Genomic DNA, 13,415 nt, shown 5'->3' with positions numbered 1-13,415 from the left:
AATCCAGTCCGACCACCCCTGCCATAAGCATTGACAACCGCCGCGATAGCGCTTCGCTTGTCCGGCAAGGGCCGGAGCCCGTTTGCGGCAGCGCCTGCGCGTCAGCGCGGATGCTTCAGCTGCCGACCCAAAATGAACGTTTCGGACGATTTGTCGCGAGATGCCTTGGGCTTGCGCGGCGCGACAACCTTAAACTGCTGTTTGAACTTCTCGACGATCTGGCTGTAGCCGCTGCCGTGAAAACACTTCACGAGCAGTGCACCGTCCGGCTTCAGATGGTTCTGCGCGAATTCGAGCGCCAGATCGCAGAGATGCTCGATACGCGCCGCGTCCGCCGACGCCACGCCTGAGAGGTTGGGGGCCATGTCGGAAATAACAAGGTCCACCGCGCGGCCTTCGAGCACTTCTTCGAGCCGGTGGAGGACGTCGTCCTCGCGGAAGTCGCCCTGCAGGAAATGGACGTCGGCGATCGGCTCCATCGGCAGGATGTCGAGCGCAACGATCGTGCCGTCGATGCCGCCCTCGCGCTCCGCGTCGCGCTTCTTGCCCTGCGCGAGCTTGTTGCGCGCATACTGGCTCCAGCTGCCCGGCGTCGCGCCGAGATCGACGATCACCTGGCCCGGACGGATCAGCTTGTCCTGTTCGTCGATTTCCTTCAGCTTGTACGCGGCGCGCGCGCGATAGCCCTCCCGCTGCGCCATTTTGACGTACGGGTCGTTGATGTGGTCGTGCAGCCAGTGCTGGTTGAAGCGGTTTTTTGCCATTCGAAAGAGAGATTGCTGCCCATTGCTTCGTGAAGCCGCGCTTTTAGCGGATAATACGCGTCTTCTTCGCGCGGCTGCGGCCCCTTTTCAGGCCCAAGCCGCGATTTTACGTGGTTTCGGCGCACGGCTGACGCGGTATCGCCCCGCGATCGCTTTTCAGTCAGCGCGCCCTTATTTAGATTTCGACATTTCCATGCCCGCCCTTTCGCTTTCTCCCGCCGAGCGCTCCGCGCTGCGCTCCCAGGCCCATGCGCTCAAGCCCGTCGTGCTGATCGGCGCCGAAGGGCTGACCGACGCCGTACTGAAGGAAATCAAGGTGCACCTCGACGCGCACCAGTTGATCAAGATCCGCGTGTTCGGCGACGAGCGCGACGAACGCATCGCGATTTACGACGAGATCTGCGACCGTCTGAACGCGGCCCCGATTCAGCATATCGGCAAGCTGCTGGTGATCTGGAGGCCGGAAGCCGCGGCGGCCCCGGCCCGCGGCCGCCGTGCCGGCGCGCTGCCGAGCGCGGCGGAAGCCGCCGACGACAAGAAAGGCCGCGCGCCGCGCACCGTCAAGGTCGTCAAGGTGTCGCCGAACGCGAGCCCCGTGCGCCGCCCGCGGCCCGTGAAGGTCACGGTGCGCGGCAACGAGCGTGTGACGGCGGGCGGCACCGTGAAGCGCGCGAAAAAGCGGCAGGCCAGCACCAAGCGGCCGTTCCAGGACAAGTAAACCGCTTGCGCGGCACGGATGCCCGTGCCGCCCTGCCCCGTCGTTGCGCAACGCGCAACGACGGGCGCTCAGGCTTCGCGCGCCGGCAGGCGCCAGATCAGCATCAGCCCCAGCACGCTCTCGACGAGATAGAACACGCTCGAGACGCCGTGCAGCATCCCGAAGCGGCTCGCATACGGCGAATTCGCGATATCGGTGCCCGCGTCCATCGCGGCCACCCGCAGCGCGTTCATGAACGGCTGCAGCGCAAAATACCCGACCAGCACGCACACGACCATCGCGGCGACGATCCAGCGCACGCGGCGATACTCGTTGCCGCCCCGCCGCACCTGCTGGTTCGACAACGCGAGCAGCAGCACGCCGCACACGATGCCGACGATCGCCTCGATGCGGAACAGCTGGGCGGCGACCGAACCGGCCGTCATCCGCTCCAGCGTCTTGAACAGGACGGGCGCTACCGCATACCCGATCGTCAGCAGGCTGCCGACCCATACGGCCGACAGCAGACGGAACACGCGATGCGGCATCACGTCGCCCCGCTTCAGATGTAGCTGACCGAGATGATTTCGTACTCGCGCACGCCGCTTGGCGCCTGCACGGCCGCGACGTCGCCTTCGGACTTGCCGATCAGCGCGCGCGCGATCGGCGAGCTGACCGAGATCAGGCCGTGATCGATATCGGCTTCGTCGTCGCCGACGATCTGGTACTTGACCGTGTCGCCCGACTCGAGATCCTCGAGTTCGACCGTCGCGGCGAACACCACGCGGCCATCGGCGTCGAGCACCGTCGGATCGATGATTTGCGCGGCGGACAGCTTGGATTCGAGTTCCGCGATGCGGCCCTCGATAAAGCCCTGCTTTTCCTTCGCTGCGTCGTATTCGGCGTTTTCGGACAGATCGCCCTGTGCGCGGGCCTCCGCGATCGCGTTGATCACGGCCGGCCGCTCGACGGACTTGAGGCGCTGCAATTCATCGCGCAGTTGCTCCGCGCCACGCTTTGTCAACGGAATGGTGCTCATAAACGGCTCAATCGCTAAAAACGGCTATAAAAAAAATCACCGCGATTAAGCGCGCTTCCGATGCACTGGAAACACCGCCTAATCGCGGCACGTGTTGCTTCGACAGGTAACTGAACGCTTAGTTTAGGCGAGCGTGAAGACCTTGTAAATCATAGACTTCCAGATCCTTCAGGTAGCGCAGGCCCTCGACGGCCGCGCGCGCGCCCGACATCGTCGTGTAGTACGTGACCTTGTGCGCCTGCGCGCTCATGCGGATCGAACGCGAATCGGCGATCGCCTGGCGCGTCTCGTCGACCGTCGTGAACACGAGCGCGATCTCGCCGTTCTTGATCATGTCGACGATGTGCGGACGCCCGTCCTTCACCTTGTTCACGACCTTCACCGGCACGCCGGCCGCTTCGATCGCGGCAGCCGTGCCCTTGGTCGCGACGATCGGGTAGCCGAGGTCGTGCAGCATGCGCGCGACTTCGACGGCCTTCGGTTTATCCGCGTCCATCACGGTCAGCAGCACCGTGCCCGACTCCGGCAGGCGCGAACCGGCCGCGAGCTGCGACTTGAACAGCGCTTCGCCGAACGTGCGGCCGACGCCCATCACTTCGCCGGTCGAACGCATTTCAGGCCCGAGGACCGGGTCGACGGTCGGGAACTTCACGAACGGGAACACCGCTTCCTTCACGCTGAAGTACGGCGGCTCGACTTCCTTCGTCACGCCCTGCTGCGCGAGCTTCTGGCCGACCATCGCGCGCGCCGCGATCTTCGCGAGCGGCAGGCTGGTCGCCTTCGACACGTACGGCACCGTGCGCGACGCGCGCGGGTTCACTTCCAGCACGTAGATGATGTCCTGCTTCGAGCCGTCCGCCTGCGGCACCTGCTGGATCGCGAACTGCACGTTCATCAGGCCGACCACGTTCAGCGCCTTCGCCATCGCGCCCGTCTGCCGCTTCAGCTCGGCCACGGTTTCCTTCGACAGCGAGTACGGCGGCAGCGAGCATGCCGAGTCGCCCGAGTGGACGCCCGCCTGCTCGATGTGCTCCATCACGCCGCCGATGAACACGGCTTCGCCGTCGCAGATGCAGTCGACGTCGCACTCGATCGCGTCGTTCAGGAAGCGGTCGAGCAGCACCGGCGAATCGTTCGACACCTTCACTGCCTCGCGCATGTAGCGCTCGAGGTCGCGCGGCTCGTGGACGATTTCCATCGCGCGGCCGCCGAGCACGTACGACGGACGCACGACCAGCGGATAGCCGATTTCGTCGGCCAGCGCGAGCGCTTCGTCCTCGGCGCGCGCGGTGCGGTTCGGCGGCTGGCGCAGGCCGAGGTCCTGCAGCAGCTTCTGGAAGCGTTCGCGGTCTTCGGCCGCGTCGATCATGTCCGGCGACGTGCCGACGATCGGCACGCCGTGCGCCTCGAGGTCGAGCGCGAGCTTCAGCGGCGTCTGGCCGCCGTACTGGACGATCACGCCGACCGGCTTTTCCTTGTCGACGATCTCGAGCACGTCCTCGAGCGTCAGCGGCTCGAAGTACAGGCGGTCGGACGTGTCGTAGTCGGTCGACACCGTTTCCGGGTTGCAGTTGACCATGATCGTTTCGTAACCGTCCTCGCGCATCGCGAGCGCCGCGTGCACGCAGCAGTAGTCGAACTCGATGCCCTGGCCGATCCGGTTCGGGCCGCCGCCCAGCACCATGATCTTCTTGTTGGTGGTCGGCTGCGCCTCGCACTCTTCCTCGTAGGTCGAGTACATGTAGGCCGTTTTCGTCGCGAACTCGGCCGCGCACGTGTCGACGCGCTTGTAGACCGGGCGCACGTTCAGCTCGACGCGGCGGCGGCGGACGTCTTCCGGCGTCGCGCCGAGCAGCTTCGCGAGGCGGCGGTCGGAGAAGCCGCTCTGCTTCAGGTAGCGCAGCTCGTCGAACGTCAGCGACGCGAGCGTGCGGCCCACGAGCGCCTTTTCCTTCAGGATGATCTGCTCGATCTGCTCGAGGAACCACGGGTCGATCGCGGTTTCCGCGAAGATTTCCTCGGCCGTCATGCCGATGCGGAACGCATCGCCGACGTACCAGATGCGGTCCGGGCCCGGCTCGTGGATCTCGATCGCGATCTCGTCGCGGTTGGTCGACTTCTCGTCGAGACCGTCGACACCGACCTCGAGGCCGCGCAGCGCCTTCTGGAACGATTCCTGGAACGTGCGGCCGATCGCCATCACCTCGCCGACCGACTTCATCTGCGTGGTCAGGCGCGAATCGGCTTCGCGGAACTTCTCGAACGCGAAACGCGGGATCTTCGTGACGACGTAGTCGATCGTCGGCTCGAACGACGCCGGCGTCTGGCCGCCGGTGATTTCGTTCTTCAGCTCGTCGAGCGTGTAGCCGACCGCCAGCTTCGCGGCGACCTTCGCGATCGGGAAGCCGGTGGCCTTCGACGCGAGCGCCGACGAACGCGACACGCGCGGGTTCATTTCGATGACGACCATGCGGCCGTCCTTCGGGTTGATCGAGAACTGCACGTTCGAGCCGCCCGTATCGACGCCGATCTCGCGCAGCACCGCGAGCGATGCGTTACGCAGGATCTGGTATTCCTTGTCGGTGAGCGTCTGCGCGGGAGCCACCGTGATCGAGTCGCCGGTGTGCACGCCCATCGGGTCGAGGTTCTCGATCGAGCAGACGATGATGCAGTTGTCGGCGCGGTCGCGCACGACTTCCATCTCGTATTCCTTCCAGCCGAGCAGCGATTCTTCGATCAGCAGCTCGCGCGTGGGCGACAGGTCGAGACCGCGCTTGCAGATCTCCTCGAACTCTTCGCGGTTGTATGCGATGCCGCCGCCCGAGCCGCCGAGCGTGAACGACGGGCGGATCACGACCGGGTAGCCGCTGCCGCCCGTCTCCGCCATGATCTGCGCGTGCACCTGGATCGCTTCTTCCATCGAATGCGCGATGCCCGACTTCGCGGAGCCGAGACCGATCTTGGTCATCGCCTCCTTGAACTTCTGGCGGTCCTCCGCCTTGTCGATCGCTTCCGGCGACGCGCCGATCAGCTCGACGCCGAACTTCTCGAGCACGCCGTGGTGGTGCAGGTCGAGCGCGCAGTTCAGCGCGGTCTGGCCGCCCATCGTCGGCAGGATCGCGTCCGGGCGCTCCTTCTCGATGATGCGCGCGACGACTTCCCACGTGATCGGCTCGATGTAGGTCACGTCGGCCGTGTTCGGGTCGGTCATGATCGTCGCCGGGTTGCTGTTGACGAGAACGACCTTGTAGCCCTCCTCACGCAACGCCTTGCAAGCCTGCGCGCCCGAATAGTCGAACTCGCACGCCTGGCCGATGATGATCGGGCCGGCGCCGATGATGAGGATGCTCTTGATGTCTGTGCGTTTTGGCATGGCTTGTGAATTCAATAAGTAATCGTTGTCGTGGGTCGGCCGGCGGCGCTCAGCTCATGGTCGCGAGCGCCAGCTTCACCGAGAAACCGATGAACAGGCCGCCCACGCTGCTCGCCGCGCCTGCCGCGAGCTTGCGGCGGCGGCGGAAATGCTCGGCGAGCCGCGCGCCCGCGAAGATCAGCGTGCTCAGGTACAGGAAGCTCGCGCATTGCGCGATCGCCCCGAGCACGACGAACGACAGCGCGGGATGCGGGAATGCCGGGTCGACGAACTGGATGAAGAACGAGATGAAGAACAGGATCGCTTTCGGATTCAGCAGGCTCACGATCAGCGCTTTCCGGAACGGTTTGTCGAAAGACCGCTCGCCGTCGACAGCCTGCCGGGCCTCGACCGGCGCATCGCCGCGTGCGCGCAGCTTGCTCCACGCGCTGCGCAGCATCCCGGCGCCGATGTACAGCAGGTACGCGGCGCCGCCGTACTTGACGACGGAGAACAGCAGCGGGTTCGCCTTCAGCAGCGACGCGACGCCCGCGGCGGACAGCACCATCAGCACGGTATCGCCGACGAACACGCCGCAGGCCGCGCGATAGCCGGCCTTCACGCCGCGCTGCGCGGCGAGCGACAGCACGTACATCGAGTTCGGCCCCGGCAGCAGGATGATGAAGATCACGCCGAACACGTAGGTCCAGATATCCGTGATGCCGAGTGCGTGGCCGAACATGATGTGAATCTCCCGTCCTTCGGTTGCGTCGATGACGTTAAGCGGTGCGCTGCTTCGCCGCGTCCATCAGCGCGGTGAAACGGTCGAACAGGTAGCCGATGTCGTGCGGGCCGGGCGACGCTTCCGGGTGACCCTGGAAGCAGAATGCCGGCTTGTCGGTCAGCTCGAAGCCCTGCAGCGTGCCGTCGAACAGCGACACGTGCGTCACGCGCGCGTTGGCCGGCAGCGAATCGGCGTCGACCGCGAAACCGTGGTTCTGCGACGTGATCACGACGCGGCCGTCGCCGAGATCCTTCACCGGATGGTTCGCGCCGTGGTGGCCCGTCTTCATCTTCAGCGTCTTCGCGCCGACCGCGAGGCCCATGATCTGGTGGCCGAGGCAGATGCCGAAGGTCGGCACGCCGCGCTCGATGAAGGCCTTCGTGGCCGCGATCGCGTAATCGCACGGCTCCGGATCGCCGGGGCCGTTCGACAGGAAGATGCCGTCCGGATTCAGCGCGAGCGCGTCTTCCGCACTGGCCTGGGCCGGCAGCACCGTCACGTGGCAGCCGCGCTCCGCGAGCATGCGCAGGATGTTGTACTTGACGCCGAAGTCGTACGCGACGACGCGGTACTTCGGCGCTTCCTGCATGCCGTAGCCGCCTTCGAGGCGCCATTCCGTCTGCTTCCACTCGAACGGCTTGGTGGTCGACACGACCTTCGCGAGATCCATGCCGGCGAGGCCCGGGAACGAGCGCGCCAGCTCGATCGCCTTCGCTTCGTCGTCGGAACCCGTCAGGATGCAGCCGTTCTGCGCGCCCTTGTCGCGCAGGATGCGGGTCAGCTTGCGGGTATCGATGCCGGCGATCGCGACGACGCCTTCGTCGCGCAGGTAGTCGCCGAGCGTGCGGTCCATGCGGAAGTTCGATGCGAGCGTCGGCAGATCGCGGATGATCAGGCCGGCGGCATGGACTTTCGTGGCTTCGACGTCTTCGGCGTTGACGCCGACGTTGCCGATATGCGGATAGGTGAGCGTGACGATCTGGCGCGAGTAGCTCGGATCAGTCAGGATTTCCTGATAGCCGGTGATCGCGGTATTGAACACGACTTCGCCGATCGTATGGCCTTCGGCCCCGATCGAATAACCACGAAAGACCGTGCCGTCGGCGAGTGCAAGCAAGGCGGGAGAAAAAGACGGCAACACGGGAGGCTCCTTGGGGAACACCCTGCTGCCGACCTGTTTACCCTGCCGCGCGAGCGCCGCGCTGCGTGGGCGCGCGCGGTCGCTTGCTGGACGCGGCCTGCGTTGTCGAGACGCGAACCCGGCGCGTGGCGCACGAGGCTTCGCGGCATCGCCCGGCTGGCGGCGTGCGGCGGATGAACGGGATGAATGAGGTAGGCGCTAGGGTGCGAGGTTGATCAGCACAAACTTTCAAATTATAGCCTGAAAATGGGCCTATCTTCAATTGATATGGCCGTCCGATCATGGGCGCGCCGCGCTCGGCGGCGCGGCGCGGCGTGCTGCGGCCCCGTTTCCGCGGCCGCCCCACCCGTGAGCGTACCGCCGGATCAGTGCGCTTGGCCAGCGCCGCGCGCGGGCCACACGTACCAGACTGCGCTCGCGAGCTGCAGCGCGAGCAGCACGCCCCACGCGGTGAAGTGCGCGGCGGCCGGATAACGGCCGTCGACCGCCGGCCAGTGCGACAGCACGGCGCCGACGCCGATCTGGAACGCAAAGATCAGCAGGAAGATCACGAGCGTGAGCGTCGTGTTCGCACGGCCGATCAGGTGAGCGGGAAAGTGGCCGGCCATCACCGCGTAGGTCAGGATGCCCACGCCGCCGAACATCCCGTAGGCGGCCCACAGCACGGCCGGCGGCAACGGCACGCGCGCGACGATCGCGAGCTGCGTCGCGACGAACAGCGCCATGCCGATGCCGCAGGTGGCGTAGACCGACACGCCGCGCCGCTCGAGCACGCGCGCCGCCGCACCGAAGCCGACGCAGCCGGCCATCATCGCGAAGCCGAGCACCGACACGAGGCGCGCGGCATGCGGCGCGTCGAATCCGCCGACATCGCGCAGATACGGCCCGACCCACAGCGACTGCATCGCGTAGAACACGCCCTGCGTGACGACGGAGAACGACGCAATCTTCCAGAACGCGCGGCTGCCCAGGATATGCCACGTGCCCTTGAACTGGCCGACGAGCCCGCCCTGGTGGCGCGCCTGCTGCGCGTCGGGCGCGCCGATGCCGATCGACGCCGCGACGGCCACCGTCAGCACCGCGAGGCCGAAACAGATCGCACGCCAGTTCGCCCAGCCGAGCAGCCAGGTCAGCGGCGAGCCGACCATCACGCCGCCGAGGCCGCCCACGGCCATCACGAGGCCGTTGACGAGCGGCAGCCGGCCGACCGGGAAATGCTGCGCGAGCGCCTTGAACGCCGCGCCGAGACACACCGATACGCCGACGCCGATCAGCAGGCGGCCGACCATCATCGCGCCGATGCCGTGCGCCGTGCCGAACACGGCCGCGCCGGCCGCCGCGAACAGCAGCATGCCGGCCGTGACGCGACGCGGGCCGTAGTGGTCGAGCATCACGCCGGCCGGGATCTGCGCGCCCGCGAAGCCGAGGAAATAGAGACTGGTGAGCAGGCCGAGATCGGCGGCCGACAGGCCGAGCTCGTGCGTGACGAACGGCGCGAAGCCCAGATTGACGCCGCGAAACACATACGAGACGAAATACCCGACCGAAAACAGCGCGAGCACCCTCACCTGCACCGACGACATCGCTTCCCCTTGTCATATGAAGACGCGCGACGCAGCGCCGCCGCGCCGCGCACAAACGAACGAACGCACAAACGAAAACGCCGTCACCTCGGTGACGGCGTTTCGTCGAATTCGTCGGATGATAGCGCAATCGTGCGGGCCTCACCGGCCGTTACGTCGCGCGGCAGCCGCGCTCGCTTCGCTTACTTCTTCTTGCCCTTGTGCGCGGCGGCCCTGGCCGGCGCGGCTTTCGCGGGCGCGGCCTTCGCCGGCTTCGCCGACGACTTGGCGGCGCCGCCGCGCTTGCCGCCGTGCGACTTGCCGCCCACCGCCAGGCTCGCGCGCTCGATGCGCGCACCGCCCGTCGACGTCGCGATCCGCTCCGGACCGGGTTCCGCCGGCACCGCGCGGCCGACCGGCACGTGCAGCACGAGCGCCTGGCCCGGCATCGCGAGATCGCGGTGCGTACGGTTCCACGCCTTCAACTGGCCGACCGATACGCCGTAGCGGCCGGCGATCGCCGCCATCGACTGCTTGCGGCGCACGCGGATCAGCATCTTGCGCGTGTCGGGGACGTCCGGCTCCATCGCGAGCGCGCCGTTTTCGGCGACGTCGGCGCTGATGTCCTCGTCATCGTCATCGCCGCGCGGCACGACGATCGTCGAGCCCGGCTTCAGGCGCATGCCGGCCGGAATCTTGTTGACCGACATCAGCGTATCGGCGTCGACGCCGATCTTCTCGGCGATCGCGGCCGGGCGCGCGCGTTCGCTGACCGTGTAGGTGGTCCACGACGACAACTGGCCGCTGTAGGCTTTCAGGTTCTTCTCGAACGCGGACGCGTTGTCGAACGGCAGCAGGATCTGCGGCTCGGTCGCGCCGAGGATCACCGGCTTCGAGAACGACGGGTTCAGCGAGCGGAACTCGTCGAGCGGCAGGTTCGCGAGCTTCGCGGCCACCGCCACGTCGATGTCGCGCGACGTCGTGACCGTCACGAAATACGGGTGGTTCGGGATATCCGGCAGCGCGAGGCCATACTGCTGCGGGCTCGCGATGATGTTCTTCACCGCCTGCAGCTTCGGCACGTAGTTGCGCGTCTCGTTCGGCATCCGCAGGTTCTGGTAGTCGGTCGGCAGCCCGGCCGCCTGGTTGCGCGCGATCGCGCGCTGCACGTTGCCTTCGCCCCAGTTGTATGCGGCCAGCGCCAGATACCAGTCGCCGAACATGTCGTGCAGGCGAGACAGGTAGTCGAGCGCGGCGCTCGTCGACGCGAGCACGTCGCGGCGCTCGTCCTGCCACATGTTGCGCTTCAGGTTGTACGTGCGGCCGGTGCCGGGCATGAACTGCCACATGCCGGCCGCCTTCGCGACCGACAGCGCCTGCGGGTTGTACGCGGACTCGATGAACGGCAGCAGCGCGAGCTCGGTCGGCATGTGACGCGCCTCGAGCTCCTCGACGATGTGATACAGGTACTTCTGCGAGCGCTCGGTCATGCGCTGCACGTAATCGGGACGCTGCGTATACCAGGTCGTCTGCATGTCGACGAGATCGCTCTGCAGGTCGGGCATCTGGAAGCCGCGGCGGATGCGCGCCCAGAGATCGGAGTCTGCAGTGGTCAGGTCGCCGACGGATTGCTTGTCGACGTCGACAGTTTCTTTGGCGGTGGCTGATTTACGGAGGTAGTTGGACGTCGCCTGCGAATCGGCGGCGTTGTTGGCGACAGGGGGCTGGCTCGCACACGCGGCGAGTAGCAGTACCACCATCGCACTCAATATAAGTCGCATGAAAATCTCGGCTTCCGACGGCTGGAAATTGCAGGCGATACTACGGAAGTGCGTGCTTCACGTCAATAAAAACACCGAAAACTCAGCGAAATCCTACATTTGGAGCAATTTTTACAGATACCGCTTGAGCTTTGGAGTCCTCCGGAAAACGTCATCGGAACCGGTTTTTCCATTCGCGCATCAGCGTGAATGCCGTCAGACGATCCGTCACCGTTTCGTGCAGCTCGGCCTCGAGCGTCGCGTGGATCGCCGCGCTGTCGGCCCGCATGAACGGGTTGACGGCACGCTCGTGCGCGATCGTGGTCGGCAGCGTCGGCACGCCGCGCGCGCGCAGCGCCTGCGCGTCGTCGCGCCACGCGGCCAGTGCCGCATTGCCGGGCTCGCACGCGAGCGCGAAGCGGATGTTCGACAGCGTGTATTCGTGTGCGCAATGCACGCGGGTGTCGCCGGGCAGCGCCGCGAGCGCGTCGAGCGACGCGAGCATCTGCGCGGGCGTGCCTTCGAACAGGCGGCCGCAGCCGCACGAGAACAGCGTGTCGCCGCAGAATACGTGCGGCACCGCGTTGCCCTGCCCGGCCGCGCGTCGACTTGCCGCGCCTTCGCCGGCCGCTTGAAAATACGCGATGTGACCGCGCGTATGGCCCGGCACGTCGAGCACGTCGAACGCGATGGCCGGCGCGTCGAGCGTCACGCGATCGCCGCCTGCAAGGGGCCGCGTGACCACGCCGATCGCTTCGGCCGCGGGGCCGTAAACGGGCAGCGGCGCATCGTCCGGTTGGCTATTGCGCAGCGCCTCGACACCGCCGACGTGGTCGGCATGGTGGTGCGTGAGTAAAATAGCGGTCAACCGCCAGCCTCGTTCGGCAAGAACCCGGCGTACGGGGGCGGCTTCACCCGGGTCGACGGCGATCGCATCGCGGCCGTCCGAGACGAGCCAGATATAGTTGTCTTCGAATGCCGGAACCGGCACGTATTCCAGCTCGTTCATGGGCGCGCAATCATCGTTATGTCTGACCGTCAAATTATAGACTGGCCTGCCTGGACCGACTCGCCGCCCGGCCGCTACGTGCTGGGCTGGGAACAGGCGCAGCTCGACCGGATCGTGTCCGACGTATTCGGATTCCACGCGCTGCAGCTCGGCCTGCCGCAGCTCGACGCACTGCGCGAGAACCGCATGCCGTATCGCGGCCTGGTGCTCGACCCGGCGAGCGGCGCAAGCGCGCCGTACCAGTATCCGTGGGCGGGCGAAGCGCACACGGCAGGCCATGCGCCCGCCGATCGCAGCACGACGTGGTGCGACCTGCTCGACCTGCCGTTCGAATCGCAAAGCGTCGACCTGATCGTGATGCCGCACACGCTCGAATTCACGTCCGACCCGCACCGCCTGCTGCGCGAGGCCGAGCGCGTGCTGATGCCGGAAGGCCAGCTCGTGATCACCGGCTTCAATTCGCTCAGCCTGTGGGGCATGCGGCAGACGTTCGGGCGCATGGCGAACCGCCCGTTCGTGCCGGCCACGCGCGACCAGATCGCATTCATCCGGCTGAAGGACTGGATCAAGCTGCTCGGTTTCGACCTCGAACGCGGCCGCTTCGGCTGCTACCGGCCGCCGCTCGCCACCGACCAGTGGCTGGCCCGCTACGGCTTCATGGAGGCCGCCGGCGACCGCTGGTGGCCGATCTTCGGCGCCGTCTACATGGTGACGGCCGTCAAGCGCGTGCGCGGCATGCGCCTCGTCGGCCCGATCAAGATGAAGAAGCCCGTTCTCGCACCGGGCCTGACGCCGGCGGCCTCCCCGACCACCCATCAAGAACGTTCATGACAACCGACACCATCGACATCTATACCGACGGCGCCTGCAAGGGCAACCCCGGCCCTGGCGGCTGGGGCGCGCTGCTGCGCTACGGCGACAAGGAAAAGGAACTGTACGGCGGCGAGCCGAACACGACCAACAACCGCATGGAGCTGATGGGCGTGATCGCCGCGCTCGAAGCGCTGAAGCGGCCCTGCCACGTGATCGTCCATACCGACTCGCAGTACGTGCAGAAAGGCATCAGCGAGTGGATTCACGGGTGGAAGAAAAAAGGCTGGGTCACCGCGGCGAAGACGCCCGTGAAGAATGCCGACCTGTGGAAGCGGCTCGACGCGCTCGTCGCGCAGCACGAGATCGAGTGGCGCTGGGTCAAGGGCCACGCCGGCCATCCCGAAAACGAGCGCGCGGACGCGCTCGCGAACCGCGGCGTCGAATCGCTGGCCGCCTGACGGCCGGCCGCCTTCTCCTGTTTTTGTTGCTTTTCC

Annotated in this window: 12 protein-coding genes; 3 read left to right on the top strand and 9 right to left on the bottom strand. The window is 66.4% G+C overall.

The features are described 5' to 3' along the window. Positions 1-101 precede the first annotated feature (101 nt). Positions 102-764 carry an RlmE family RNA methyltransferase gene (locus tag CFB35_RS06200; RefSeq protein WP_059573872.1) on the bottom strand — a complete coding sequence of 221 codons (663 nt, stop codon included), beginning with the start codon at positions 762-764 and terminating at the stop codon, positions 102-104. A 193-nt stretch (positions 765-957) separates the two neighbouring features. Between CFB35_RS06200 and CFB35_RS06195 the strand changes: the two genes are divergently transcribed. Beyond that, entirely contained in the window at positions 958-1,482 is a 525-nt protein-coding gene (locus CFB35_RS06195; protein ID WP_012328238.1) for a YhbY family RNA-binding protein, read from the top strand. A 68-nt stretch (positions 1,483-1,550) separates the two neighbouring features. Here the strand turns inward: CFB35_RS06195 and CFB35_RS06190 are convergent, their stop codons facing one another. The 8 genes from CFB35_RS06190 to gloB all read right to left on the bottom strand — a co-directional run bounded on the left by CFB35_RS06190 (position 1,551) and on the right by gloB (position 12,108). Beyond that, positions 1,551-2,009, bottom strand: coding sequence for a DUF4149 domain-containing protein (locus tag CFB35_RS06190; protein WP_059573873.1), 459 nt, complete (start codon positions 2,007-2,009; stop codon positions 1,551-1,553). Between the two features lie 14 nt (positions 2,010-2,023). Then, a complete protein-coding gene (greA, locus tag CFB35_RS06185; protein WP_006476345.1) occupies positions 2,024-2,500 on the bottom strand; it encodes a transcription elongation factor GreA in 477 nt (158 codons plus the stop codon). A gap of 118 nt (positions 2,501-2,618) precedes the next feature. After that, positions 2,619-5,873, bottom strand: coding sequence for a carbamoyl-phosphate synthase large subunit (gene carB / locus CFB35_RS06180; RefSeq protein ID WP_059573874.1), 3,255 nt, complete (start codon positions 5,871-5,873; stop codon positions 2,619-2,621). Between the two features lie 49 nt (positions 5,874-5,922). Continuing rightward, the gene (leuE, locus tag CFB35_RS06175) at positions 5,923-6,594 is read right to left on the bottom strand and encodes a leucine efflux protein LeuE (RefSeq protein WP_059573875.1); all 672 of its coding nucleotides are present in this window, start codon (positions 6,592-6,594) and stop codon (positions 5,923-5,925) included. Between the two features lie 37 nt (positions 6,595-6,631). Beyond that, the gene (gene carA / locus CFB35_RS06170) at positions 6,632-7,777 is read right to left on the bottom strand and encodes a glutamine-hydrolyzing carbamoyl-phosphate synthase small subunit (RefSeq protein WP_059573876.1); all 1,146 of its coding nucleotides are present in this window, start codon (positions 7,775-7,777) and stop codon (positions 6,632-6,634) included. Between the two features lie 365 nt (positions 7,778-8,142). Next, positions 8,143-9,360 carry a nitrate/nitrite transporter gene (locus tag CFB35_RS06160; protein ID WP_089464663.1) on the bottom strand — a complete coding sequence of 406 codons (1,218 nt, stop codon included), beginning with the start codon at positions 9,358-9,360 and terminating at the stop codon, positions 8,143-8,145. Between the two features lie 182 nt (positions 9,361-9,542). Continuing rightward, on the bottom strand, positions 9,543-11,120 hold the full coding sequence (locus tag CFB35_RS06155) for a transglycosylase SLT domain-containing protein (protein ID WP_089464662.1): 1,578 nt from the start codon (positions 11,118-11,120) through the stop codon (positions 9,543-9,545). 151 nt (positions 11,121-11,271) lie between these two features. Further along, on the bottom strand, positions 11,272-12,108 hold the full coding sequence (gene gloB, locus CFB35_RS06150) for a hydroxyacylglutathione hydrolase (protein ID WP_060011511.1): 837 nt from the start codon (positions 12,106-12,108) through the stop codon (positions 11,272-11,274). 18 nt (positions 12,109-12,126) lie between these two features. Between gloB and CFB35_RS06145 the strand changes: the two genes are divergently transcribed. Beyond that, positions 12,127-12,939, top strand: a complete 813-nt coding sequence (locus tag CFB35_RS06145; RefSeq protein WP_059573880.1) for a class I SAM-dependent methyltransferase — start codon at positions 12,127-12,129, stop codon at positions 12,937-12,939. Next, positions 12,936-13,379: a ribonuclease HI gene (gene rnhA, locus CFB35_RS06140; protein WP_059573881.1), complete on the top strand. Its 444-nt coding sequence runs from the start codon at positions 12,936-12,938 to the stop codon at positions 13,377-13,379. The genes CFB35_RS06145 and rnhA overlap by 4 nt, the downstream gene beginning before the upstream one ends. Positions 13,380-13,415: the final 36 nt, after the last annotated feature.

The sequence above is a fragment of the Burkholderia sp. AU16482 genome, from assembly GCF_002223285.1.
GTDB classification, from domain to species: domain Bacteria; phylum Pseudomonadota; class Gammaproteobacteria; order Burkholderiales; family Burkholderiaceae; genus Burkholderia; species Burkholderia semiarida.
Note: the sequence above shows the minus strand (reverse complement) of the source record. Positions and strands in the feature narration are given on the sequence as shown.

Excerpts from the sequence above, each read along its gene's own strand:
- greA (WP_006476345.1), bottom strand. The coding sequence starts at position 2,500 with ATGAGCACCATTCCGTTGACAAAGCGTGGCGCGGAGCAACTGCGCGAT.
- leuE (WP_059573875.1), bottom strand. The coding sequence starts at position 6,594 with ATGTTCGGCCACGCACTCGGCATCACGGATATCTGGACCTACGTGTTC.
- CFB35_RS06200 (WP_059573872.1), bottom strand. The coding sequence starts at position 764 with ATGGCAAAAAACCGCTTCAACCAGCACTGGCTGCACGACCACATCAAC.
- CFB35_RS06160 (WP_089464663.1), bottom strand. The coding sequence starts at position 9,360 with ATGTCGTCGGTGCAGGTGAGGGTGCTCGCGCTGTTTTCGGTCGGGTAT.
- CFB35_RS06145 (WP_059573880.1), top strand. The coding sequence starts at position 12,127 with ATGTCTGACCGTCAAATTATAGACTGGCCTGCCTGGACCGACTCGCCG.
- rnhA (WP_059573881.1), top strand. The coding sequence starts at position 12,936 with ATGACAACCGACACCATCGACATCTATACCGACGGCGCCTGCAAGGGC.
- CFB35_RS06155 (WP_089464662.1), bottom strand. The coding sequence starts at position 11,120 with ATGCGACTTATATTGAGTGCGATGGTGGTACTGCTACTCGCCGCGTGT.
- CFB35_RS06195 (WP_012328238.1), top strand. The coding sequence starts at position 958 with ATGCCCGCCCTTTCGCTTTCTCCCGCCGAGCGCTCCGCGCTGCGCTCC.
- gloB (WP_060011511.1), bottom strand. The coding sequence starts at position 12,108 with ATGAACGAGCTGGAATACGTGCCGGTTCCGGCATTCGAAGACAACTAT.
- CFB35_RS06190 (WP_059573873.1), bottom strand. The coding sequence starts at position 2,009 with ATGCCGCATCGCGTGTTCCGTCTGCTGTCGGCCGTATGGGTCGGCAGC.
- carB (WP_059573874.1), bottom strand. The coding sequence starts at position 5,873 with ATGCCAAAACGCACAGACATCAAGAGCATCCTCATCATCGGCGCCGGC.